Annotated in this window: 23 protein-coding genes; 3 read left to right on the top strand and 20 right to left on the bottom strand. The window is 37.2% G+C overall.

What is annotated here, in order from left to right:
- Window positions 1-7: 7 nt before the first annotated feature.
- Window positions 8-1,387: a H2O-forming NADH oxidase gene (gene nox, locus ACLNCP_RS09835; protein WP_084886816.1), complete on the bottom strand. Its 1,380-nt coding sequence runs from the start codon at window positions 1,385-1,387 to the stop codon at window positions 8-10.
- Between the two features lie 309 nt (window positions 1,388-1,696).
- On the opposite strand from nox, the gene ACLNCP_RS09830 reads away from it, so the two are divergent.
- From ACLNCP_RS09830 to ACLNCP_RS09820, 3 genes are read left to right on the top strand one after another with little or no spacing between them, the layout of a single operon-like run.
- Window positions 1,697-2,620, top strand: coding sequence for an FAD:protein FMN transferase (locus ACLNCP_RS09830; protein WP_084926630.1), 924 nt, complete (start codon window positions 1,697-1,699; stop codon window positions 2,618-2,620).
- A gap of 59 nt (window positions 2,621-2,679) precedes the next feature.
- A complete protein-coding gene (locus ACLNCP_RS09825; RefSeq protein ID WP_020903507.1) occupies window positions 2,680-3,285 on the top strand; it encodes an NADPH-dependent FMN reductase in 606 nt (201 codons plus the stop codon).
- An 18-nt stretch (window positions 3,286-3,303) separates the two neighbouring features.
- Complete coding sequence (locus ACLNCP_RS09820; protein WP_020903506.1) at window positions 3,304-4,548, top strand: NAD(P)H-dependent oxidoreductase; 1,245 nt, start codon at window positions 3,304-3,306, stop codon at window positions 4,546-4,548.
- Between the two features lie 115 nt (window positions 4,549-4,663).
- Here ACLNCP_RS09820 and ACLNCP_RS09815 read toward each other — a convergent pair whose 3' ends face one another.
- The 19 genes from ACLNCP_RS09815 to prfB form a co-directional block, all read right to left on the bottom strand.
- Window positions 4,664-4,921 (bottom strand): DUF896 family protein, encoded by a 258-nt coding sequence (locus ACLNCP_RS09815; RefSeq protein WP_020903505.1) that lies wholly within the window; start codon window positions 4,919-4,921, stop codon window positions 4,664-4,666.
- A 42-nt stretch (window positions 4,922-4,963) separates the two neighbouring features.
- Entirely contained in the window at window positions 4,964-7,000 is a 2,037-nt protein-coding gene (glyS, locus tag ACLNCP_RS09810) for a glycine--tRNA ligase subunit beta (RefSeq protein WP_424844382.1), read from the bottom strand.
- A gap of 259 nt (window positions 7,001-7,259) precedes the next feature.
- On the bottom strand, window positions 7,260-8,177 hold the full coding sequence (gene glyQ, locus ACLNCP_RS09805) for a glycine--tRNA ligase subunit alpha (protein WP_000038733.1): 918 nt from the start codon (window positions 8,175-8,177) through the stop codon (window positions 7,260-7,262).
- 35 nt (window positions 8,178-8,212) lie between these two features.
- Window positions 8,213-8,584 carry a GFA family protein gene (locus tag ACLNCP_RS09800; RefSeq protein ID WP_000912013.1) on the bottom strand — a complete coding sequence of 124 codons (372 nt, stop codon included), beginning with the start codon at window positions 8,582-8,584 and terminating at the stop codon, window positions 8,213-8,215.
- A gap of 268 nt (window positions 8,585-8,852) precedes the next feature.
- Window positions 8,853-9,695, bottom strand: coding sequence for an aldo/keto reductase (locus tag ACLNCP_RS09795; protein WP_023948286.1), 843 nt, complete (start codon window positions 9,693-9,695; stop codon window positions 8,853-8,855).
- Window positions 9,696-9,771: 76 nt separating this feature from the next.
- A complete protein-coding gene (gene pgdA, locus ACLNCP_RS09790) occupies window positions 9,772-11,163 on the bottom strand; it encodes a peptidoglycan-N-acetylglucosamine deacetylase PgdA (RefSeq protein ID WP_424844381.1) in 1,392 nt (463 codons plus the stop codon).
- Window positions 11,164-11,250: 87 nt separating this feature from the next.
- Window positions 11,251-12,441 carry a methionine adenosyltransferase gene (gene metK / locus ACLNCP_RS09785; protein WP_424844380.1) on the bottom strand — a complete coding sequence of 397 codons (1,191 nt, stop codon included), beginning with the start codon at window positions 12,439-12,441 and terminating at the stop codon, window positions 11,251-11,253.
- A gap of 639 nt (window positions 12,442-13,080) precedes the next feature.
- Window positions 13,081-13,380 carry a bacteriocin immunity protein gene (locus tag ACLNCP_RS09780; protein ID WP_000361394.1) on the bottom strand — a complete coding sequence of 100 codons (300 nt, stop codon included), beginning with the start codon at window positions 13,378-13,380 and terminating at the stop codon, window positions 13,081-13,083.
- 1,277 nt (window positions 13,381-14,657) lie between these two features.
- Window positions 14,658-15,050 carry a hypothetical protein gene (locus ACLNCP_RS09775; RefSeq protein ID WP_000443464.1) on the bottom strand — a complete coding sequence of 131 codons (393 nt, stop codon included), beginning with the start codon at window positions 15,048-15,050 and terminating at the stop codon, window positions 14,658-14,660.
- A 60-nt stretch (window positions 15,051-15,110) separates the two neighbouring features.
- Entirely contained in the window at window positions 15,111-15,275 is a 165-nt protein-coding gene (locus tag ACLNCP_RS09770) for a Blp family class II bacteriocin (protein ID WP_000448735.1), read from the bottom strand.
- 358 nt (window positions 15,276-15,633) lie between these two features.
- On the bottom strand, window positions 15,634-16,959 hold the full coding sequence (locus ACLNCP_RS09765) for a GHKL domain-containing protein (RefSeq protein ID WP_000575877.1): 1,326 nt from the start codon (window positions 16,957-16,959) through the stop codon (window positions 15,634-15,636).
- Between the two features lie 10 nt (window positions 16,960-16,969).
- Window positions 16,970-17,710 (bottom strand): response regulator transcription factor, encoded by a 741-nt coding sequence (locus ACLNCP_RS09760; protein WP_001019941.1) that lies wholly within the window; start codon window positions 17,708-17,710, stop codon window positions 16,970-16,972.
- A gap of 10 nt (window positions 17,711-17,720) precedes the next feature.
- Window positions 17,721-18,053, bottom strand: a complete 333-nt coding sequence (locus ACLNCP_RS09755; RefSeq protein ID WP_261074018.1) for a LytTR family transcriptional regulator DNA-binding domain-containing protein — start codon at window positions 18,051-18,053, stop codon at window positions 17,721-17,723.
- 862 nt (window positions 18,054-18,915) lie between these two features.
- Window positions 18,916-20,259, bottom strand: coding sequence for a DEAD/DEAH box helicase (locus ACLNCP_RS09750; protein WP_424844379.1), 1,344 nt, complete (start codon window positions 20,257-20,259; stop codon window positions 18,916-18,918).
- Between the two features lie 138 nt (window positions 20,260-20,397).
- Complete coding sequence (locus ACLNCP_RS09745) at window positions 20,398-21,213, bottom strand: endonuclease/exonuclease/phosphatase family protein (RefSeq protein ID WP_000670854.1); 816 nt, start codon at window positions 21,211-21,213, stop codon at window positions 20,398-20,400.
- Window positions 21,214-21,264: 51 nt separating this feature from the next.
- Window positions 21,265-23,445, bottom strand: coding sequence for a PTS transporter subunit IIBC (locus ACLNCP_RS09740; protein WP_424844378.1), 2,181 nt, complete (start codon window positions 23,443-23,445; stop codon window positions 21,265-21,267).
- 183 nt (window positions 23,446-23,628) lie between these two features.
- Window positions 23,629-24,555, bottom strand: coding sequence for a permease-like cell division protein FtsX (gene ftsX, locus ACLNCP_RS09735; protein ID WP_000625545.1), 927 nt, complete (start codon window positions 24,553-24,555; stop codon window positions 23,629-23,631).
- Window positions 24,548-25,240 carry a cell division ATP-binding protein FtsE gene (gene ftsE, locus ACLNCP_RS09730; RefSeq protein WP_000022260.1) on the bottom strand — a complete coding sequence of 231 codons (693 nt, stop codon included), beginning with the start codon at window positions 25,238-25,240 and terminating at the stop codon, window positions 24,548-24,550. The genes ftsX and ftsE overlap by 8 nt, the downstream gene beginning before the upstream one ends.
- Before the next feature lie 17 nt (window positions 25,241-25,257).
- Window positions 25,258-26,353 (bottom strand): peptide chain release factor 2 gene (gene prfB, locus ACLNCP_RS09725; RefSeq protein WP_261065308.1). Its coding sequence is split into 2 segments (ribosomal slippage): window positions 25,258-26,280 and window positions 26,282-26,353, totalling 1,095 coding nucleotides; the frame shifts between segments, so codons are not numbered across the junction.
- Between the last annotated feature and the right edge of the window lie 16 nt (window positions 26,354-26,369).

Here is a 26,369-nt window from a genome sequence, read left to right as displayed (position 1 = left end):
TTCATTTTTATTTTTCAGCTGTAAGGGCAGCCATTGTGATGTAGTTGTATGGTTTGTTAAAGTGTGGCAAGAAGAATAGGTCTGTCAATGCCAATTTATCAATTGTCACATGCTCTTGGATAGCAAGTGAGAACATGTGGATTCCCATGCTGATTGCAGAATCGTGTGAAACCATTTGTGCACCAAGAATTTCACGGCTATCTTTGTCAAAGACAATCTTGATGGCAACTTCATGGTTATCATGTTTCATGAATTCTGGTTTTTGAAGATCGTTAAAGCCTGTTTCAGTTGCGTTGTAACCAGCAGCTTTAGCTTTTTCAAGAGTCAAACCAGTTGAAACCATGTGAAGACCGTAGATTGAGATACCGTTTGAACCTTGAACACCGATTCCTTCCAATTCATGTCCACAAGCATTGTAAGCACCAACAATACCAGTACGAACTGCGTTTGAAGCAAGTGCGATGTAGCTTGTATCTTTACGAGCGTTGTCATAAACAGTCGCACAGTCTCCAACAGCAAATACACCAGGAAGTGAAGTTTCTTGTTTCTTGTTTACAAGGAAGGCACCGTTACGGAAGAGTTCAATCTTACCATCAGCAAGAGCAGTATTTGGACGGAAACCAACTGCAAGGATAACCATATCCACATCGAAAGTTTCTTTATCAGTAATCAAGCGTTCAACTTTACCGTCACCCTCGATTGCTTTAACAGTTTGACCAAGAGCCAAGCGAATGTTGTGGTCTTCCAAGTTCTTCGCCATCATTTGTGTGAAGTCTCTGTCATAGTAACCGTTCAAAACAGTATCAACGATATCAACAAGGACAACTTCTTTTCCAAGACGCTCAAAGGCTTCAGCAAGTTCAACACCGATGTAACCACCACCAACAACGGCGATACGGTCGAGGTGTTGGCTCTTGTCAGCAAGTTTATTAATAACTTCTTCAGCATTTTGGTACAATTTCACGAATTGTACGTTTTCAAGAGTTGCTTTAAATTCACGGTTTCCTTTAACAATTTCAACACCTTCGATTGGTGGCAAGATTGGTGTAGAACCCGTAGCAAAAATCAATTTCTCGTATGATTCTTTGTGTTCTTTTCCTTCAACTTCAGCTGTAACTACTTTGTTATCATAGTCGATTGAAAGAACTGGTGAATTCATGTAAACCTTAGCACCCTTAGCTTCCAATTTTTCTTTATCAGAATAGAACAAGCCTTCAGCACCGTCAATTTGTTCACCAATCCAAAGGGCCATTCCACATCCTAGGAAAGAGATGTTAGAGTTTTGGTCGAATACAACAATTTCGTTCTCATTACCAAAATTATCCAACATAGTATTAATACATGCTGTACCAGCGTGGTTAGCACCAACTACAACGATTTTACTCATAGAAAAATTCCTACCTTTAATTTAAAATTTACTCTTCTAGTATAACATTTACTGTTAGCGTTTACAAGAGTTTAGCTAATTTTCCCGATTTTTTTGTAAAAAAATGTAAATAATCTGTATTTTATCAGCCTTTCTTACAATTACTCTTTATATTTTCTGAGCATATTTCTTGACAAGTTTACAAATTTTATTTGTGAAAACGCTGACTTTATGGTATGCTAGTATCATGGAAAGAAAATGTAAGGGGTTCATTTTTCATAAATTTACTATGTTTCAACCTTCTTTTCATAAGAGAAAGGAGTTGGTAGCTTGCCTCTAAGTTCACATTCTGAACGCCTAATGGGAACCACTATCACTATTTCATTAGTGGATGAGCGAGCAGATATCTTGCTCCAAAAATCCTTTGATTTGCTCAAAGAGCTCGAATACCGCTTCAACGCCAATAGCCAAGAATCTGAGTTGATGGAAATCAATTATCAAGCTGGAATAGCTCCTGTCAAGGTTCATCCAGACCTGTTTGAACTGATTTCACTTGGTTTAGAGCATAGCCTAGCGCCCTCTAGCCATCTCAACATCAGTATTGGTCCCTTAATTCAAACCTGGCGCATCGGTTTTTCGGATGCCAAAGTCGCACAACCTCAAGAAATTGAATCGGTACTTCCTTTAATCAATCCTCATTCTATCGAGTTAGATTCTTCTACTTACACTGTATTCTTGAAACAGAAAGGAATGAAGATTGATCTTGGTTGTTTAGCCAAGGGTTATAGTGCGGATAAAGTTGCCCAATTTCTGAGAGAAGAGGGAGTAACATCTGCCTTGATCAATCTGGGAGGGAATATCCTGACTATTGGAAAAAATCAGGCAAGAGGAAATCAACCTTGGCAAATCGGGATTCAAGACCCAGCCAATCCTCGGGGAAATCACTTAATGACCATCCCCGTTGTCAATCAATCTGTCGTCACTTCAGGCATTTATGAACGTCACCTGACAGTCGATGGAAAAGATTACCATCATATTTTTGACAGCCAAACAGGATATCCTGTTGAAACGGAACTAGCGAGTCTAACAATCATCTCTGATAAATCAGTTGATGGTGAAATCTGGACAACTCGTCTATTTGGAGAAAGACCTGCTTCTATCCTCTGGCAAGTCGAAAGTTTGGAGGGCATCGAAGCTATCCTCATCGATAAGGAAGGTCACCTAAGCTGTTCTTCAGGAATTCCTACTCTATAGAAACAAATGTTTCAATGGAGTTTTAAAATTGTATTATGTAAAAAGAGAAAGGAAATCTCATGTTAAAACTTATTGCTATTGTTGGAACAAATTCAAAACGTTCTACAAACCGCCAATTGCTTCAATACATGCAAAAACACTTTGCTGAAAAAGCTGAAATTGAACTTGTTGAAATTAAAGACATTCCTGTCTTCAACAAACCAGCTGACAAGCAAGTACCTGCTGAAATTTTAGAAATTGCTGCTAAAATTGAAGAGGCAGATGGCGTTATTATTGGTACTCCTGAGTATGACCACTCTATCCCAGCTGTTTTGATGAGCGCTCTTGCTTGGTTGTCTTATGGTATCTATCCACTTTTGAACAAACCAATCATGATTACAGGTGCTTCATATGGTACGCTTGGTTCATCACGTGCCCAATTACAACTTCGCCAAATCTTGAATGCCCCAGAAATCAAAGCAAGTGTCCTTCCAGATGAATTCTTGCTTTCACATTCTCTTCAAGCCTTCAATCCAAGTGGAGTTCTAGTGGATCTTGATGTTATCAAAAAATTAGATGCCACTTTTGACGACTTCCGTATCTTTGTAAAAATTACAGAAAAATTGCGCAACGCACAAGCCCTACTTCGCAAAGATGCTGAAGACTTTGACTGGGAAAATTTGTAAGATAGGAGACCAAAAAGAATGAAATTTGTTGGACTTGTAGGATCAAACTACGATCAATCATATAACCGTAAACTCTTGGAATTCATCCGTCGTCACTTCAAACTCAAATTTGAATTAGAAGTTCTCGAAATTGATGAAGTTCCAATGTTTAACCAAGACGAAAAATGGGACGAAAGCTTCCAATTGCGTCTCTTGTATAACAGAATTACGCGTGCTGATGGTGTCATTATTGCTACTCCTGAGCACAACCACACAATCTCAGCTTCTCTTAAATCAGTTCTTGAATGGCTTTCATACGAGGTTCATCCATTTGAAAACAAACCAGTCATGATTGTGGGAGCTTCTTACTACGACCAAGGTACTTCTCGTGCCCAAGTTCACCTTCGTAAGATTCTTGACGCTCCAGGTGTCAATGCCTACACTCTTCCAGGAAATGAATTCCTTCTTGGTAAAGCTAAAGAAGCTTTTGATGTTAATGGAAATATCACGAATGAAGGAACTGTTAATTTCCTTGAAACATGCTTGGACAACTTTGTAAAATATGTGGGAGTCGTTTCAAAATTGAAAAAACCAAAACCAATTGAGCCAGAAGATTTATATTGTACAAATTCAATTGCAACTACTATCCAAGGTGTTGATCCAGATGATCCTGAATGGGTAGAAAAAGCTGCTGAACTTGTTGGAGCTGTTTCTGGAGATACTTACGTTAAATTAGACCACGGTATCTTGACAGTTAACCAACTTGACATGTTCTTGAAAGCAATGCCATTTGAATTGACATTTGCAGATGATAATAATCAATTCTTGTACTTTAATAACGCACACCAAGACCCAGATACAATGTTTGGTAAACGTGTCCGTGCTCAATCAGGAAATAGATTAGGAACAGTACACGGTACATTGCCAGATTCTAGAATGAAAAACGTTGAATGGGTTGTCGGCGTATTGCGTAATGGGGACCAAGAATATGTCCGTACAATTGTACCAGGAACACCTGAAGGTGTTATTAATACCCATAATTACCAAGCAATGTACTATCCAGATGGTTCATATGCTGGAATCAATGAAATCATCTTTAATTTCCAACCATGGCTTGACTGGTACCTTAATACAACTGGTCAACGTCTAGTTGGTGGAAATGCTGCAGCTCCTGCTGGCGGACATGGTCACGGCGATGCAGATGCTACATCTGGAGCTTCTGATGCAGGTGATGCTGGAGGCCACGGTGGTGGCGCAGACGCTACATCTGGCGCAAGTAACTAATAATAGTTTTGGGAACCATATTGGTTCCTTTTTTAGCGAAAAAAGACTAGCAGACAAAAACTGCTAGTCTTTTGGTTATTATTTTATCTATCCTTATTAAAAGAAAGAATACTTATTATGAATTTGGATCATCGAGACTACGGCCATGTAAACCTTTTTCACGTTGTACCTGACGTAGTTTCTCTGGTGTAACATCATTTCCTTCTTCATCCACAATTTTTATTCCCTCGATGTGGTGACGAACAGTGCGACGATAACCTTCGATGTACTCCTCACGTAGTTTGGCTTGTTCTACTTTTTCTTCTGGGGTCAAGCCTTCTATTTTTTTCTTTTTGGCAAGCTCGTTGATACGATCAATTTTTTTAGGATCCATGTTTCTCTCCTTTATGATAGGATTTAATCCGTTTAACAGATTTTATTTGGTATTGATTTGGTTAAAACGTGCAAGTTTAGCTGCTTTTTGAGTTAAATGAGACAAGATAGCCAAACGATTTTGACGGACAGCCTGATCTTCGGCCATAACCATGGTATTCTCAAAGAATGCATCAATGACTGGGCTAAGAGCAAAGAGTTGTTTCAATTGCTGACTGGCAGATCCTGATAAAATAAGTGATTCTACTGCTTCCGCCAAAGCTTTTTCTTGGTCATTTTCAAAAAGTGCTGAATCAACTGTTGCAACTCCTTCTACCTTTTCAGCCAAGTTAAAGGCACGAGAAAGTGATTCAACAGATGGTTTGAAGTCTTCTTCCTTGCTTGCTTCTACGAGAGCACTTGCTGCTTCCAACATATCCGCCACAACAAAGTTTGATCCTGCAAGAACGGCTTCCTTGATATCTTTTGGAGTAGAACCCATCATCTTATCAACACGAGCCTTGATAAAATCCATAACCTCTGCCTTATTTTCATAAGTCAAGCTATCAAATTTCAATGCATAAAGGCTATCTATCAGCTCGTCCATAGCAATGTGCCAACCAAAGGCATCCAAGATACGAACAACACCTTGGGTCGCACGACGAAGGGCATAAGGGTCATTAGAACCTGATGGAATCAAGCCTACTGAGAAGAAACTCAAAATCGTATCCAATTTGTCTGCAATGGCTAGAATGGCTCCAACCTTGCTCTCTGGAAGTTCTCCTTCAGCTGAAGTAGGCATGTAGTGTTCACGAATAGCAGCTGCCACCGCTGGAGTTTCACCAGCAAGAAGGGCATATTTCTCACCCATAATTCCTTGGAGCTCGTCAAATTCGCCAACCATACCTGTCAACAAGTCAAACTTGTAAATGGCTGCTGCACGAGCTAAGTCAATCGTTTCATCCGCTGACAAACCAGCTTTTTCTGCCAAGAGAATAGCAATCTGCCCCGTACGAATCATGTGTTCACGAAGGGAACCAATCTTCTCATGGAAGGTGACATTGTTTAATTTTTCAACAAGATCTGAAATCACCAATTTTTGGTCTTCACGCCAGAAGAATTCACCGTCTTCTAAGCGAGCTACTAAGACTTTTTCATTTCCTTTAATGACATTTTCCAAATACTCTGCGTTTCCGTTACGAACAGAAATGAAGTTTGGCAAGAGTTTACCGTCTTGATCACGAACAACAAAGTAACGTTGGTGTTCTTTCATTGAAGTCACCAAAACTTCTTCTGGAACTTCAAGGTATTTGGCATCAAAACTTCCCATAAAGGCAGTTGGGTATTCAACCAAGTTCAAGACTTCATTAAGCAAATCAGCATCAATTTCGATACGTACACCATGCTCAGTTTCGATTGCTTTGATTTGGTCAACAATCATTTGCTCACGTTCACGAGGATCCGCGATTACAAACTGCTTACGAAGGTCTTCTTCGTAGCTCAATGCTGACTGAATCTTAGTTTCTTGTCCCAAGAAACGATGACCACGGCTGACACGATCTCCCTTGATATCAAGGAAATCCAAATCAAACTCTTCTTCATCTAAAAGAACAGTTAAAGTGTGAACAGGGCGGATATATTCAAAGGTGTTGTTAGCCCAGTGCATGCTGACAGGGAAAGTCAAGGACTTCAAGACATCTACAACACCAGGAACAATGGCTTCAACTGCTTGACCAATTTCTTCCTTAGTGACATAGACATATTCTTCACCCTTAATTTCACGAAATTCGATATCTTCAACAGTCAAGCCTTTTCCTCGGACAAATCCTTGAGCTGCTTTTGTGAAATTTCCATCACTATCCAAGGCAATTTTCTTTGCTGGCCCCTTAAAATCTTCTGTCAAATCAGACTGTTTGTCTGCAAGACCAGTCACACGAACAGCCAAACGACGGGGTGTTGAGAAGGTTTGAATAGCTTCAAAAGACAGGCGGTTTTCCTTGAGGAAGGCTACCATTTTTTCGCCTAGTTGTTTTTCACTTGGTGTGACAACATAGGCTGGTAATTCTTCAAGACCGAGTTCTACTAATAAGTTTTTTGTCATGTTTTTTCCTTTACATTTTCTTCAATCTTTTTTGATATGCACCTTAGGTACTGGGGACGTCGCTAACTAACTTTGTGAGTCTGTATGGAAATCTAATACTAAATTGATCAAGATTTCCAACAGTCTCATCAAAGTGGATTTAGCTGACTAATTTTTGAACCTAAGGTTTCAAAAATCCCCACATAACAGTACGGCGGTGCATATCCCTCTAGCAAGTCTTCGACTTGCCTCTAACGATTTTAGAGCACAATATTACTCACTATTCTGCGTCTTCTGCTAAGAGTTTAGCTCGTGTTGCTTCATCTAAAAGTGGGTAGCCTAGGCGTTTTCGTTCTGCGACAAAGGTTTTAGCTACGACACGGGCCAAGTTACGGATACGGGCGATATAGCCTGCGCGTTCGGTTACAGATACGGCACCACGCGCATCAAGCAGGTTAAAGGTATGTGAACATTTGAGAACATAGTCATAGGCGGGGTGAACCAAACCTTCTTCCAAAGCACGACCAGCTTCTTTTTCAAACTTATCAAAGTTTTCAAGCAACATTTCTTGATCCGAAATTTCAAATGAATATTTTGAGTGTTCGTACTCAGGCTGGATGAAGATTTCTCCGTATTTTACACCATCAGCCCATTCGATATCATAGACAGAGTCTACTTCTTGAATGTAAGAAGCCAAACGCTCTAAACCATAGGTAACTTCCGCAGTCACAGGGCCAGTTGCCAATCCACCGACTTGTTGGAAATAAGTGAACTGAGTGATTTCCATACCGTCAAGCCAAACTTCCCAACCAAGACCAGCTGAACCAGTTGATGGGTTTTCCCAGTTATCCTCAACAAAACGGATGTCGTGCTCCAAAGGATTGATTCCCAATTTTTCCAAAGACTCAAGGTAAAGTTCTTGGATGTTTGATGGAGATGGCTTCATGACCACCTGGAATTGGTGGTGTTGGTAAAGACGGTTAGGATTTTCTCCGTAACGACCGTCAGCAGGACGACGTGATGGCTCTACATAAGCCGCATTCCATGGCTCAGGTCCGATAGCGCGAAGGAAAGTGTAAGGACTCATTGTTCCCGCACCTTTTTCATTATCATAAGCCTGCATAAGCATACAACCTTGGTCATTCCAAAATTGTTGCAAAGTCAAAATAATTTCTTGAAATGTTAATTTCTTAGACATTGAATACTCCTTTAATTTATATTATCTTCTTAGATTTATTTTTCAAGCAACCAAGAAAAGGCTGGGTCCTGAAAAATATGACGTTTAGGAACAGTTTGTAAATTCTGATCGCTTTCATCTATTGTACCTAATTTCAAAGCACAGACTTCTGGTATATTTTCTTGAACAGTGAAAATTTGACTATGACAGTTCTGGCAGTAATAACGCTGTTTTCCTGGAGAAGAACTATAGGAAACAAGCTTTTCTTTTCCATGCAATACTAGCTTTTCACTGCTAACTTTAGCATTAACTGTATAGGCAGACGCAGTTGCTTTCCGACAAAATGAGCAATGACAAAAAACTAATTCCGATAATTCCTCATCTAGAGTGTAGGTCACTGCTTTACATAAACAAGATCCTTTAAGCATTATGCTCCTTTCTACTTAGGCATTAGACGAATTCAAAAAGAACCGAATTTCAACACCCAAGCCTTGCGACTAGGGGCGTCAGAAACGCGGTTCCACCCTAATTTATTACTTCATTGTTTTTAAAAATATTACAGAAAGCGCCAGTTCTTTATTTTGCCCTACTTGGCTCCCACTATCCCAAGTTCGCTTGAAGAACGCCATAAGACTTTCTTTCCTGCTGACTATTATATCAAAAATTAGCACAATGTACAATTCTTTTTATGATTTTCTAGAAATCCATATCATCAACTCGTGGAGCACCAGACTGAACAACAATTGTTTTTAAGGTTTCACGTTCCTTATGACTCAGTTCAATTCCAAAGCAATCAAGATTAGCCTGAATACGAGAAGCTGTGACAGATTTTGGAAGTGGTAAAAATCCTTCTGCTAAGCTCCAGGCCAAGGCTATCTGAGCAACCGATTTACCATGATTTAACGCGATTTCTTGCACTTGCTTGCTATCAAACAGTTCTCCCTGACCAAAAGGGCCCCAAGCTTCCAATAAAATTCCTTTTTCTAGACAGTAATCTACCACTTCCTCTTGATACACACCTGGAGCCAAACGAACTTGATTGACCGCTGGAACGATAGTTGCTGTTTCAAGCAAGGCATCCAAATGATGGGGAAGGAAATTACTAACTCCAATAGCACGGATTTTGCCTTCTTGATAGAGGTCTTCCATAGCTCTCCAAACTTCTGAATTTCGGATTTTCCAGTGGTTATTTTCTCTGAGCGGTTTTGGATTTGGCCAATGAATCAAATACAAATCCAAATAATCCAAGCCAAGTTTCTCTAAAGACTCTTCAAAAGCCTGACGAGCTTGCTCATAGCTATGATTTGTATTCCAGAGTTTGCTGGTTACAAAAATTTCCTCACGCAGAACTCCACTATCTTGAATGGCACGACCAACGCTTTCTTCATTTTTATAAATAGCTGCCGTATCGATATGGCGATAGCCTGCCTTTAAAGCCTCTAGTACAGCTTGATATGCAATCTCTCCATTTTCAGCTTTCCAGGTTCCAAATCCCAGTACTGGAATTGTAACACCATTGTTTAAAGTATAAGATTTCATTATTTTTCCTTTCTATGAGAAGAAAATCCAAAGAGCCAAATTTTCAAGGAAAACTTTTCTCTTTAGATTTTGTGTATTATTGATTGCGGTCGTAGTAGAGCTGGTGAGCTTTAAGACGAGTATCTAACAAATCTGGAATGGTCACAAAGTCATACCCTTGCCCTTTCAAATAGTCAATAACCTTCGGTAGAGCATTGACCGTCTCAGCATGGATATCATGCATGAGAATAATAGAACCATTCTTGACTTCTCGTTGAATTTCTGTCAAAATCGCTGCTTCATTTTTGTTCTTCCAGTCCAGACTATCCACATCCCACATAATAAAGCTCAAATCAAGGCTATTGCGAATGTCGTCTGTAATGGCTCCATAAGGCGGACGCATGAGTTTGGAACTAGAACCCAACACTTTAGTTAGCGCATCCTCAGTATCAGTAATTTGTTTTTTAGCTTCATCAAGGGAAAGTTTTGAAAGCACTGGATGACTCCAACTATGGTTTCCAATGACATGTCCATCCGATTTCATGCGTTTCAAAATCTCTTCATTTCCAGAAACATTCTTACCTAGAACAAAGAAAGTTGCCTTGATACCATACTTAGAAAGAGTATCTAATGCTTGATTTGTCGTTGCAGGATTTGGTCCATCATCAAAAGTCAGGGCCACTACTTTACGATTTTTCTTTTCATAATAAGCCTTATATAGCTCTGCATCCTTATCTAATAAATAAGAGGACTGAATAACTTCAAAGAAACTAGATACTGGCAAGGCAATCTCGTCTAGATTTTCAACTGACTGACTTGGATAAAGGATAATCTGACTATCCTTGTAATCAAAATTCCATGCAGACAAGTCTTGGTCAGAGAAACCTTTAACAACTTGATCAATCTTTTCTTGCTCCAATTTCTTATCCTGTAAAAAAGAAGTCAGTTCTTTTATCAGTTTCTCTTTGGCCTTACTAGCATCTGAAAATAATTGATCAAGTGTAAAAGGTTTACCATCTTCTGTCAAATGTACTTTTGCCAGACTAGTTTTTTCAGTCTCTTCAACTTTTGACGAAGTTAAATCATAGACTTGTTTCATCACACTTCGGTTGACAATCCCTTTTAAAGTCGAATCCTGTTTCTCCGTATAATAAAAAACCAGATTTTCCTTGTCTTCCAGATTTTCCTTAATATCCTGTATCATGATTTCTTTTACAGATGAAATCACTTGCTCCCCTTGGAGAGGATAATAGGCAATTACTTCTGCTTGTCCCTTACGAAAATGATCTTTCTGATTTCCCTCACTTAATTGATCATCTTTCTCTTTCTTGAGAGATTCAATCCTTTGTTCAAAACTTTGCTTTGTATATACTTTGTATCCAATCATTGAACCAAGGACGCAAATACTTACTGAAAAGATAGCTACCATGGCTATTAAACCGATTCTCTTTTTATCGTGCTCAACACGTTTTGCTCTACTTTTATCCATAGAGATATCATATCAAATTCAGGCTATAATTTCAATTATTTTAGAGGAAATAGTATATTAAAAAGAGGGGAACTCCCTCTTAAAATCTTATTTTACTGCTTCTTTCAAAGCATCTACCTTATCCAAACATTCCCATGGAAGATCAATATCTGTACGTCCCATGTGTCCATAAGCCGCTGTTTGACGGTAAATTGGGCGCTTGAGGTCCAGCATTTGGATAATTCCTGCAGGGCGAAGGTCAAATATTTGACGGGCTGCTTTTTCAAGCTTGCTTTCAGCTACTGTTCCTGTACCAAAGGTATCGATACGAACAGAGACGGGTTGCGCAACACCAATAGCGTAAGCTAATTGCACTTCTGCTTTCTTAGCAAGACCTGCTGCAACGATATTCTTGGCAATATAGCGAGCCGCATATGACGCAGAACGGTCCACCTTAGTCGCATCTTTACCAGAGAAAGCACCACCACCGTGACGGGAGTAGCCACCATAAGTATCTACGATAATCTTACGACCAGTCAAACCTGAGTCTCCTTGAGGTCCACCGATTACAAAACGACCAGTCGGATTGATGAAGAATTTTGTTTGCTCATCCAAGTAAGAGGCTGGAATAACCTCTTTGATAACCTTATTAATGACATCATTGTGAATTTGTTCGTTGCTGGCTTCTGGATCGTGCTGAGTTGAAATAACAACTGTGTCCACACGTACTGGACGGTCATTTTCATCATACTCAACCGTAACTTGTGATTTAGCATCTGGGCGAAGATAGCTAATTTCCCCAGACTTACGAAGTTCTGCCAGACGACGAACCAATTTATGACTGAGTGAAATTGGCAAAGGCATGAGCTCTTCTGTTTCATCCACTGCAAAGCCAAACATGAGACCTTGGTCTCCAGCACCAATTAAGTCCAGCGGATCTTGATCTGCATTTCCACGAACCTCCAAGGCTTCGTTAACACCTTGGGCAATGTCAGGAGATTGTTCCACCAAAGATGGATGTACTCCTACAGTCTCAGCAGAAAAACCATATTCTGTATTAGTGTAGCCAATCTCTGCAATGGTATCACGAACCACACGGTTAATATCCACATAGGCATTTGTAGAAATTTCACCAAAAACGTGGACGGAACCAGTATATACAGCTGTCTCAGCAGCAACGTGCGCCTCTGGATCCTTAGCTAAAATGGCATCCAAAATCGCATCTGAAATTTGGTCTGCAATCTTATCTGGATGCCCCTCAGATACAGATTCAGACGTGAATAATTTACGTTCTGACATAAAAATGTCCCCCCTTAAAAATAGTGTTATAGAGTTACAAAGTACTGATAGGAAATTTCTTAGTGCTGAATACCTACCATCTTATCGGGACTATATAACTTTATCATTATACCATTTTTTAGCGTAATTTGCAGTCTTTAATGTAGTGTTACTGTTTAGATAGTTCGTTCTCATAAAACAAAAAGGATTTAATCCTGTTATATACAGAATTAAATCAAAATCTGAATTGTTTTTAAATTTTTTATACTCTCTAAAAACACCTCTATAATACATACTCAGACCTAATATAGCAATAAATTTATGAATAATAGTATTTGATTTGAATAAAATGTTAATGACTATCCCAGTCATTATAAAACTAATTGCAATTATCAAACGCTGCTTCATTTGTACCTCAACTTTCTATTTCGTAGAAAAAAATTCAGTTCCTATCCAAAAGCCTATAATAGCTCCACCATATCCCCTTAAAGAAACAATCCCTTCTCAAAACATGAGAGTTCACCTTCAATGCTGGATAGCATTGCTTCATCCATTACTTCAAATTGTTTCACCTTTGTATTCATCACGAATATTTCCTTACATTTATATTAATTTTTTATCTTGTTACAAATTTGGTAAGTTTTTTCTGCTCATTTTTCCTTATCTCGTTATACCAAAAGAAATTAATCCTTGAGCTAGATTTTTACTCAATTCTCCATATGTGGCAATTTCTTTATAAAATGTCGCAACCTTTGGGCTCAATGATTTCTGACTATGAATCCCACTAACAGCCTGCTGACGAAGAGCTTCTGCCAACTCCATGACAACTCTCTGTTCATTTTTTGTATTCTCTAATAGAGTTTTATAACGTAATAAAATATCTCGTTCATTTTTATGAATCTCTGTATCTAAAATCAAATTGTAAACCTTATTGAGAATTTCTTCTGTTCTCTTATCCATAAATTATCCTCTATAACCTGAAAGACAATAGCTCCTACCCAATGATGATATCCAACCATTAGCCATGACATCTTTAGTTAACTCAAAATCACACTTAGTTACAATATCCCCATTCTCAATTTGGAAATTAACAGATGAAACATTGTCCAAACATGTAATGAGGCGAAAAAGTATCGTCATCACAACCTTATAAAATTCCCTTTTGGTTTATTCCTTTTAAACCTATACAAATTAATAGTAGAGTGGCTATGATATCAACAATATCTTGTGACTTTAGTAAAGACAAGACTCCTAGAGAAATAATGTAAAATATACTAATTACTTTTCTCGTTATAAACAAAAACTACCTGCCGCTAGCCCGCCTGTTGAAATCGCAAATGTAACACCAACAAGACCAGTAAATGCAGTTAGACCTATATAAATTGACATACCAACTCATACTCCACAAGTGGGATTTAATCCACCAGAGTACTCTTGTAAATCACTGTTTTTTAGAATTGAAAACTGACTCATTGAACTATTCATTGTACATCCTCTCTTTTTAGCAAACTCGCATAGCTGTATCACCACCTAGAATCGCAGCACCAGCAGGTCCAGCGTATAAAAAGCCTATCTCAGTCATCCCTGCCCTACCTGAAATACATGCCAAATCATTTTTACCTCCTTCAACACAATAATAGAAAGAGCATCAGCTTTGAACACATTAACTTGTTCTATTGTTTTTGTATCCATGATGAATATCTCGTATATAATAGAAATCTTTTGTCAGATTATAACCTTGACAAGTTCAGTATAGCAAAACAAAATCGATTTTTATCACAAAGTATTTACATGTTGCTAACTCCACTTATCTTCAAATTTAAATAGACACATTATCGGAGTTATCAAAAAGTCTTGAAAAAGTCCAGAATGATTATAATCTGATTACCAAAAATATGATTTAGACATAATTAGTTAATATCATTCTGCATTACTAGTTTAATTTGATACAGTGCAAATCGAAAAATTATTAGCAATAATAAAAAGCCATTTCCAAAAAACAAGAAATACATTGCTAAATCACTCTTTAAATAGTATAGAAACCAAATAAGCATCCAAAGTATGCTCATTTTTATAAAGATATTACTTACTATCCATTCAATCTTTAGCAAGAGATAATTAACTATGTTCATTATAACAATCTCCATATTTCCATCCTCATCATATCTATAGCTCAATCACTTTACTACTATGTCTCAAAATAATTTATTATTATATACTATAAGTAAAACGCTAACTCATTCTTTTTTTGAAATATGTAATTCGATATTATTCGAGCAAATAATGTATACTACTGTAAATAACACTACAAATATATGAGTATAAAATAATACAGATGACGACTTATAACCATCTATAACGACAAAAATAATTGATAATAGTAACAGAAAAAATGTAGGTGCTAAAATCTTTTTAATAAATTGCTTGTATCGATTAAAGCATAGTTCAAAACTAATGTTTCCTCTCTTCTTATTATGCGTTAATAAGTGAATCAGCAACTCAAAAAACACACTACCTACAGAAAGAACTAAAACTTCGCTTATTGGAACATTTAGAACTATTCCAATCACACCTATTATAAAAAAAGATATAAAAAGAGCTAAAATTAGCCTAAATTCACCACTTTCCATCAACTAACCCCTTTTCTATAAAAATCTAGCGATAGCCCATATAGCTGTGCAATATTGTGCTCATAAAACACCTCCAGCCCAAGTTCCAGCTCTTGGTGCAACCAAACTACCAATCATTGCTCCTGCTAATGTGCAAACTTCCCCTGCACTAGCTGTTCCTCCCTCAATACTAGCCAACATTTCGGTATCCAAAACATCAAATTGAATCGTTGTCTTTGTTTCCATGGGGAATACCTCCATATTAATTTTTATTATTTTTGTCAGATTATAACCTTGACAAGTTCAGTATAGCAGAACAACAGAGATTTTTACCGCTAAGTCTTAAAATGTACGATTTTCATCACGAAACGTATTTTTTCATGATTTGTAACCTTTCAAGATTAAAAATAAATCATTTTAAAATTTATTCCACAAATCGCTGCTAGATATTGTGAAGTCGTCACTCTAGCTTTTTTGCCCAGTTTTATTGTTATGACTATTTCCTAACTCATTTACAGGAACTAGCTAAAAAATAATGTATATAAAGTCATAACAAAAGAATCCCCCTTAAAATATTCTATAGAATATTTTAAGGGGGATTCTTTTAAAGTTCTATTTCCAAGATCTGTGTAAAGACATAATTTTTACTTGTTGTTTTCAAACATACATTTGGATAAGATTTTAAAATTCTCCGAACATTGGCCAATCCTATACCCCGACCTACGCCTTTTGAAGAATTGTCACGCTTGAATATATCTCTCAATTCTATCTCTCTTTCTAAAGTAGAATTTTTTACAATCATGACTAATTTATTCCATTCTGTATCCTCAAGGAAACAAACTGCTATTCCTCCTTCTGCTGCGGACTCTATAGCATTATCTAACAAGATAGAAGTAATTGTTAAGAAGTCTATTTGTTCCATATTTTTTATAGAGAACTGTTCACCAATCTCCAGGGAAACTGGAACAGATAAGTTTTGGGCCTCCGATAACTTAGATAATAGTAAACTCTTTAACGCCAAATCATTGATATTTCTTAGATGTGCTACATCAAAACGCTTGCCTTTTAATTTTTCACCAGAATTTTTCAAAACACTATCATAAACTTGAGAAACCAGATTAATATCTTTTTGATCTATACCTATTTTTAAGCTCGATAAAATATTAGCATAATCATGTCTAAAGCTTCTAATTTCTTGATACAGCCCCTCAACTTGTTGACTATAATTACTAAGATTTTGCAATTGAATTTCTTTTTGTAGAACGACTTTCTCCTGTAGTTCTTGAAGTAATCTTCTATCCAAGAGATTAACAAAACAAATAAACAATAAAAAGTAAACTGCTGTCCATAATTCTTTATAATCCAACATTCTATCCCAACTTACTTTATCACTGTAGTTTATATAAGATGGTAAGATAAAATAGGCTAGCATTAAAATATCCGCAGTAATTAAAATAAATTTTGTCTTTCTATCCAAGTTCTTTATTTTTAAATGACTAAAATTATATCGAAAGAGACTAATAAGAAAAAACACAATAATTTCAGCTAATAAAGAGAAAATCATTGTTCCTAGATTAGTTTCATATAGTCTATACAATATTGGAATCTTAGAAATTATAAAGTAACCTAAAAAATTTTTGATGACATCCCAAAATCCAAGTGGAAATAATGAGTAAAAAAGTAATAAAGAAACCTTACTTCTTAATTTACCAATAGACAAAGTATATAGGATAAAAAAGGTAGGATAAAGCAATAATGACCCAAGAAAGTAAAATCCAGTTGATTTAAACAAAACAATAAATAGTAATGATAAAAGATGGAACAGAATAATGGACATTACTACTTTTTTTAGATTTAATCTCTCACCTACAACCTTAGTATGGATACATAACAATAGAAAAACACCTATAATATTTAGAAAAAATATCATCTAAATCTCCTTAGTCATGAAGTCTTTCGATAACTTTCATAAGTGGACGAATTTTTAATCTAGAGACAATACAAGAGGACCCGTTCTGAAAATGAACTAACCGATTTTCTTTATCAATTAAAGATATATTATAAGGATTTACGATAAATGATCTATGACATTGAAATAAACGTGGTTCCTGTTTAAGAATATCTGACAATTGTCCATAAAATTCAACTATGTCTCGTTTTGAATAGAGAGTCAACTTATGAGCAATTGTTGATGTTTCAATATACAATAAATCTTTAAAAGGGACTTGAATTTGAGCTTTGGATCCTGTAAATATAAAAGAGTCCTCAGATACTGTTATTCCTTGATTATCGCTAACACTTAAAATAACATTTTCAATTCGTTTGATAAATAATGGTTCAGGTAATTCTTTATCAATGAAATCAATAGCTGATACTAAATATTCAAAAGATACAGGCATAAACTCAGAATGAGATGTTACAAAAGCAATCACTGCTTGAGAATCAAGTTTTCTAATTTCTCTAGCAACGTCTAATCCTCTTTTGTCATCATCTTTTATTTCAATATCAAGTAAAAATAATTGATGATTTCCTCTCTCTGAAATGTCCTCTAAAAGCTGTTGAGGTTTTCCATAAACCTCAAAATGCCTATACTCAATCTTATTATCCACCAAAATTTTTTTGACAACATTTTCAATTCTAGTCTGTTGTAAAAAATTATCTTCTAGTATAAAAATATTCACTACTTCACTCCTATATATTTTTCCACTGATTTTTTAATATTGTAAAGTGTCTTCTAGAACAAGCAATGTCTAATACTCTATCATCTAAAAACATAATCGTTCTTGTCTCATGATTAAATCCTGCTATTTTATCTTTATTCACAAGAAACTTTCTATGGCATCTAATAAGTTCTTCTGTACTTTCTGCTTCAATTTTAGATAGTGAGGTTGAAGCTTCAAAATTCCCTTCGGCTGTTACAAAAAGAACAGCATGAGCTTTTGTTGGGTGAGTTGTAACATAATAAATTTTAGAGAGTGATACCTTTACTATAGCTCTATCTTGATATAAAATGTAGTCTTTCATATTTAACCTCCTTCTATCAGTTTAATCTTATCAGAATGATGGAAATTAAATTATAAAAATCTCAAATGGTTTCTATACTATCTAAAATGGTAAAAATTTTCTTAATTTAGACATTTCATGATAAAATAGATACTTTTTAGTATCTCAATAATACTAATCTATCTTTATTTGATAAACTAATTTCTAATGAAAGGAAAGCTATGAAGGCAATTCAAATTTTACACTACTCTTTATTTGGCTATATTTTATCTCTGTATTTAAAATATTATTTCTTAAAAAAACATTCAAAAATACAAAAATTTTACAAGGACATAAGATTAACTACAAATATAAATCTTCTACTTATTTTATCATAAAATCAGGGTCTCTAACATCTAAAAAATGAAACTCTATTTAAAATCTATCCAATTTAGTTCAAAAAAATCAGAAGTTATCATCATAGGCAGTCAAATTGATTATGATGAGCTTTATCGAAACCACTATAGTGTATTTGGTGTTATAGACATAACTAATAATAAATCATTAAAATATATTAAAGAAAAAATTCATTTTTACTTGGAAGAGCTCTATGAAGTTAAGAAGGATAAGAGTGATTAAGTCTATGAAATAAAGTTTCAAGTCTTATAACTTTATATCCGTAATCACCTATCCATTACAGAATTTTGATTTCTTACTCCACATGCTCCAGTTTGATAGCAAATTTTAGTGTCATCTTAAAGCAGTCATATTTTGCCAGTCTTCTTTTTTCTGAGTTATTGAGATTGATTTGAACTTCTACTATTTTATTGATATGAGCTAGTTTATTATGTGACTTTCAGTCACATAATAAAAAAGTTGGAGCTCAGTACTCCAACAATTACTATTAAAATGTTTGGCGTTTTGCTTTACGCTCTGCACGACCGCGAGCACGATTTTCAGCGCGTTTGGTTTTGCGGCGTTTTTCATCAACCGCCCATTGAATTTTCTTCTTATAACCTGGTTTGACTTTTTTCTTTTTCTTTTTAACCAAACCAATCATTTCGATATCAAGTTTATCTTGTTTTTTCTCACGGTTGACACGACGATCACGGTCATAAGTATCTTGAAATTCCCCGTCTTTGACCATCTTCGGAGTAAATTTAATTCCTAATTTCTCCAACTCACAGATATCCGAGTCATCGCTTGGCTGATAAAGAGTAATAGCTGTACCTGGTAGGCCATTTCTTCCAGTACGACCAACACGGTGAACAAAGAAAGATAAATCTTGCGGAATGGCATCATTGATGACATGGCTGACACCTTCAATGTCAATCCCACGCGCTGCCAAGTCTGTTGCGACAATGTACTCAAAATCCAGATTTTTCACCTGGTTCATGATACGCTTGCGTTCACGAGGGGCAATATCTCCATGAATCTTCGCTACCTTCAAGCCTTGAGCAGTCAGATATGAATGCAATTCATCAGCACGCATTTTAGTGTTAACAAAAATCATTGCCAAATACGGTTGCATCAACTGAGTTAACTGGTAAATTTGAGCATTCTTGTCACGTCCCTTTGTAGAAATCAACCAATTATCAATGGTATCAGAAATGACCGTTTTGGTCTTGATTTTCTCCATAACAGGATTTGACAAGTATTTTTTCAAGAATGGTTGCAGTTTTTGTGGGATAGTCGCTGAGAAGACCATGAATTGCAAGTCTTTTGGAAGGCTTCCAGCAATCTTATCAACAGTTTCCAAGAATCCCATATCCAAGGTCATATCTGCCTCATCGACCACAAAGGTCTTAGCCTTGTGAATAGCTAGGTCACCAGACTTAACTAAGTCATAAATACGGCCAGGCGTTCCGATAACAATATGAGGCTGGTTACTTGCCAATTTGTCAATCTGGCGAGCCTTATCCGTACCACCCACATAATTAACCACACGAACTTCGACATCTGAGTGGGCTGCAATCTGACGGGCTGCTTGGTAAATTTGAGTAGCTAATTCACGGCTCGGTGCAGTAATGACTGCTTGAACACTATCGTCGGCTTCATCTAATTGCTGGAAAATCGGCAATAGGAAAGTGTGAGTCTTACCCGAACCTGTTTTTGATTCACCGACTAGGTCACGACCTGTCAAAACAATAGGAATCAACTTGTCTTGCACCTCTGTTGGAGTTGTAAATTTCAACTCCTCCAAGGCTTCACTAATATATTTTTTAAATTGAAATTTCGTAAATGACATAATATCCTCGATTCTATCTATCCTATCAATTATACCATATTTTATTCCATTTCAGTAGTCTCACTTATTTAGGCTATTTCTAGTAGCTTCTCTAGTAAAAAAGGCTGGAATTTGTGAATCCCAACCTCTTTTCAGTCATTATTTCCAGTTTAAAATAGCATTCAAGCCATAGTGATCACTCACTTGTGGACTCTTGTTACCATCAAATACGACATGTAAATTTTCCACCGCTAACTCCTTGGTAGTAAAAACATAGTCGATTCGAAGGGGTTCAGTGTTCCCCTTCCATCCATCAATTTCTGGTGGAACAGTATAGCTACCACTTTTCTCTTGAGCAACTTCAAATGCGTCTTGTAAGCCTAATGGACTAGCTAAAATAGCTTGGTAACCTTCCTGACCAGCTGGGTTGTTGAAATCTCCAGCTAGCAAAAGCGGCTTGTTCAATTCTTTCAAGACAGCCTCAATTCGTGCCCATTCTTCTTGGAAACCTTTATCCCACCAAGAAAGGTGGACACTGGCAACTGCAAGTTCATTACCATCGACTACAGTTTCAGCCAGGGCGACACGGCGAGTATGATAGTCTGTTGGATCATCCACATCTGAAACCAAAATTTCTCTTGCTTCAATAGGTGTTTTAGACAAGATAGCCACACCTTCATGATAGCGGTCATAACCAATATGGTTATAGGCCCAAGTCCAATAGTAATTTTTTCCTTGCTCTGACAACTTTTCAACCAAAAGTCTAACATAGTGATCTTGGTGAATAGGCTCTGCTGCTGGCAAAGCTTGATAAAAGTCATTCACCTCCACCTCTAGCGAAGTGATCTCCTGATTGATTTCTTGGAAACAAATCAAATCATAGTCTTTATCAAGAATATCCTCAAGCAAGAGCTGGAATTTTTCCTCAGCTTCTTTTTCCATCCAGCTATGAGTATTGAGTGTTAAAAATTTCATGCTTTTCTCCCAAAACAAGAGGTTGGAAAACAGCTTCCAACCTCAAGTGTATTACAATTCTACTTTAGCAACTGCTGTTTTAGCTGCAAGAGAACCTGTTTGTTCTAATTTAACTGATTTAATAGCTTCAGCATTTGTGAAGACAACCACTGTTGAAGTTTCACGACCTGCTGCACGGATAGCATCCAAGTCAGCTGTGACAAGGAGATCTCCTGCTGCAACTTTTTGTCCTTCAGCAACATGAACTGTAAATGGTTTACCTTCAAGACTTACTGTGTCCAAACCAATGTGAACCAATACTTCAAGACCTGCTTCAGTCACAAGACCAAGAGCATGTTTTGTAGGGAAGATGCTTGATACAGTACCTGAAACTGGAGATACAATGTTTCCATTTGCAGGTTCTACAGCAAATCCATCACCCATCATTTTTTGAGCAAATACTGGATCTTTCACTTGTTCCAAAGCAACAACTTGACCATCTGCTACTGAGTAAACTTCCTCAGTAAGACCTTTGAAGTGAACAGTGTTTTGTTGTGCTTCAGTCATTTGGCTTGGAAGAGTTTCAGGAATGATTTCACCTGAATCAAGGATATCTTGGATATCAGATTTCAATACGTCTGCTTTTGGACCGTAGATAGCTTGAACTCCTTGTCCTTTCATGACAAGACCCATAGCTCCTTCTGCTTTCCATTGTTCTGCATCACCGACTTTGTCAGCATCTTTTACAGTTACACGAAGACGAGTCATACATGCATCAACATCAACGATGTTTGCACGTCCACCAAGAAGGTTAATAATGTTTACAGCTTGAGAGCCTGCTGCAACTTTCACTTCGCTACTAGCTTCTTCTGAACCTTCAGCAGTTTCGTAATTTCCGTTACGTCCTGGAGTTGCGTAGTTGAATTTTTGAATCATGAAGTTTGCGATAAAGTACATGATTACGGCAAAGAGAACAGTTACCCAGATAAAGTTAACGATATCCATACCAATACCAGCATTAATTGCTAGTGGTGTACGAGTCAAGAATTCAATTGAACCGAATGAGTGGACACGTAGGTTTACTACGTCAGCCATAGCGAAGGCAGCACCTTGAACAAGTGAGTAAACAAGATACATAGGTGTTGCTACAAACATGAACATGTATTCGATTGGTTCAGTAACCCCTGTCAAGAATGTTGCAAGAGCTGTCGCAATCATCATACCTTTATATTGATGTTTCTTATCAGCATCGACATTACGGTAGATAGCAACGATCATACCCATCAAGATACCGAATGAACCGATCATTTGTCCAACTTTGAAACGAGCTGGGTGAACAGTATCTAACAATTGTTGGTAGTGACTTGCATCTGTACCTTTAAGGTTAACAAGGTCTGTTACCCATGCAAGCCATAGTGGGTCTTGACCAAATACTTGAGTACCTTTAGCTGCACCAGTTAAAATGTCATAAGTACCACCAAGAGCTGTGTAGTTCATTGGGATAGTCAACATATGGTGAAGACCAAATGGCAAGAGCAAACGTTCCAAAGTACCATACAAGAATGGTGCAAGGATTGGAGCAGTTTCTTGTGAGTTGGCAATCCAGATACCAAAGCTATTGATACCTGTTTGAACTACTGGCCAGAAGGCAGCAAGTAGAATTGCAGCGATTGCTGAACGAAGAATAACTACAAATGGTACGAAACGTTTCCCGTTGAAGAATGAAAGTGCATCAGGAAGTTTACGGAAGTTGTAGTATTTATTGTAAGCAGTTGCCCCTACAAAACCTGAGATAATCCCTACAAACACACCCATGTTCAATGCTGGAGCTTCAAGAACACTAATGAAGTAATCAGCAACTTTGATTGAACCACCAAAGAGAGTTGTGACCATAGCATCTGGATTTTTCAACATATCTCCTGATACACCAAAGATTGTACCAGTGATACGGTTAATCAAGATGAAGGCAAGACCAGCGGCGAAAGCACCACCAGCACGTTCTTTAGCCCAGCTTCCTCCAATTGCTAGGGCAAACAAAATGTGAAGGTTACCGATAACCCCCCAACCAATTTGCTCAAGAATTCCACCTGTAACTACAAGTGGTGCAAAAGTTGGGTTAATCATTACGATAGACTTACCGATTGAAATCATCAAACCAGCAGCCGGCATAACCGCGATAACCACCATCAAAGCCTTACCGAATTTTTGCCAAAACTCGAAAGACAAGACATTTTTGAATGTATCTTTCATCATTCAAATCTCCTTTATTTTTATTTAGGCAAACGTTTTACGAAAACGTTTGCACTTTCTATAATTTAATTATACCACTTTAATTTTTTTTGTAAAGGCTTTTATAAAAAAAGTAGACTTTTTTCTAAAATTTTTGTAGTAAAAAAGGAGATATTAAAATCTCCTCAAATATACTTCTATTTTATTTTAGATTTTCAGGAATCGGCGCATTGAAATTCCTGATCCGATTGAACCGATAAAAATTCCAATCACAAATAATAGAGCAATCATCAGTGGACTGAATACTTCTGGTGATATCATTGAAAGGTTCTGACCAACCAATGACTTATTAACCGATTGGTAAACCATTTTATAGACAATAAATACCAGAACTGATGGAAGTGTTGCTCCAAGCAAACCAATGAAGGCACCTTCAAGCAAGAAAGGTCCGCGGATATAGCCATTCTTAGCACCTACTAAACGCATGATTTGAATTTCACGGCTTCGTGAAATAATGGTGATACGTATAGTATTAGAAATCAAGAACACCGCAATGAAAATCAATAATCCAGCGATAACTAGTCCCCAGACACGAATAAATGAGGCTAACTTAAACAAGCGTTCTGTATTAGCACCACCATCTTGAACTTCTGATACACCTTCGATTTTTTTAGCTTCTTCTGCTACTGTCTTTACATCACTGGGTGTATTTGTATCAACGATATATGCATCATAAAGAGGATTGGCATCGCCTTCAAAGATTTTCCAGTTGTCCCCCATTGTTTCTGTCAACTTTTCATATTGTTCTTCTTTACTTGAAAACGTAACACTTTTAACGGTTGACATACCTTTCAAAGCATCATATACCTTATGGTAGTCGTTATTTGTAACAGTTTGACCTTCTTTTTCAATCGTCTCACTATTATCAGCTACGTCCTTACGAATGTATACCATTACTCGGACATTATTTTCGATATCTGTAGCTAGTTTAGCCGTATTAAAGATAACAGATGCAAATATTGCAACCAAGGTCAAAGTAATCATAACTGAACTAACAGCAGCTACTGTCATCCAGCCATTTCGTTTCAAACTTTTTAACGATTCAAATAAATGGCGAAAAAATCTACTAATCATCGTATCCATATTCTCCTTTAGCTTCGTCACGAACGACACGGCCATTTTCAATGGCAATGACACGGTGGCGCAAGGTATTTACAATCTGACTGTTGTGGGTAGCCATCAAGACAGTTGTACCTTGGAGATTGATGCGTTCCAACAAATTCATGATTTCCCATGAATTATCTGGGTCCAAGTTTCCTGTTGGTTCGTCCGCAATCAATACTTTAGGATTATTTACAATAGCACGCGCAATCGCAATACGCTGTTGTTCTCCCCCTGAAAGTTCATTTGGGAAAGAACGAACCTTATGCTTCAATCCAACCAAGTCTAAAACTTCCATAACACGTTTTTTGATATTACGGCGACTTTCTCCAATTACCTCCATTGCATAAGCAATATTTTCATAAACGGTTTTCTTTGGTAAGAGCTTATAATCTTGGAAGACAACCCCAACACTACGACGTAGGAGAGGGACATCTTTCTTTTTAATTTTAACCAGATTAAAACCAGCAACAGATAAGCTTCCTTTTTCGATTTTTACTTCGCGGTACAAAGAACGAATAAAGGTTGATTTTCCAGCTCCTGACGGACCTACGATATAGGCAAATTCTCCTGGTTGAATGCTGACCGAAACACCACGTAGGGCAGTCGTTCCGTTGTCGTATTTTTTGACGACATCTCTCATTTCAATAATTGACATGTGAGTTCCTTTCTATCTTAGCTGATTCTCCACTTGAGATAGGCATCAATAAAACCATCTAGGTCTCCATCCATAACCTTATCTACTTGTGCAACTTCAAAGTTAGTTCGATGGTCTTTTACCATAGTATATGGCGTGAAAACATAAGAACGAATTTGACTTCCCCATGTGATTTCCTTTTTCTCACCCTTGAGGGAATCGACTTCCGCAGCTTTCTTCTCCTGCTCCATTTGATAGAGCTTAGCCTGCAACATCTTCATGGCACGATCTCTATTTCCATACTGGGTACGATCGACTGTTGACTGAACGACAGTTCCCGTAGGAATGTGTGTCAAACGCACACCTGTGGAAACCTTGTTGACGTTTTGTCCACCAGCACCACCTGAACGGAAAGTATCCATCTTGATATCATCTTCACGGATTTCTACTTCAATAGTATCATCCAATTCTGGCATCACTTCTACAGATGTGAAAGAGGTGTGGCGACGTTTAGCAGAGTCAAATGGTGAAATTCGTACCAAACGGTGTACACCCATTTCTGACTTGAGAAGACCATAGGCATTAGGTCCTTCAAAAGATAAGGTTACTGACTTGATACCAGCTTCATCTCCTGCTTGGTAATCCAATACTTCCACTTTAAAGCCTTTAGCATTTCCATAGCGAGTGTACATACGAAGCAACATATCACCCCAGTCCTGAGCCTCAGTACCACCGGATCCTGGATGGATTTCCAAAATCGCATTATTATGGTCATAAGGTTCTGACAAGAGCAAGGTCATCTCGTAACTGGTCATCATCTTATCAAGTTCGGATAACTGTTCGACCAGTTCATCATGCACTGACTCGTCTTCTGCTAAAAAGTCCAATAAAATTTCAACTTCATCCTGCACCTCTTCCATCTTATGGAAGGTATTGTAAGTGTTTTTTAATTCATTTAATTCTTGCGACGTTTTTTGGGCCGCGATATTATCGTTCCAAAAATCAGGTTCTGTCATCTTGTTTTCCAAGATGGCAATCTCTTCCTCTAAGCCTTCGAGGTCAAAGAGACCCCCTGAAAGAAGCTAATTTTTCACGATTTGCGTCAATTTTCTGACGAATTTCTGAAATGTCCATAAATACTCCTTTTTTA

Origin of the sequence: Streptococcus sp. CL6.35, from assembly GCF_049737915.1 — a bacterium.
Taxonomy (GTDB): Bacteria; Bacillota; Bacilli; order Lactobacillales; family Streptococcaceae; genus Streptococcus.
The sequence above is the reverse complement of the archived record's forward strand: the minus strand, read 5'-3'. Positions and strand labels throughout refer to the sequence as shown.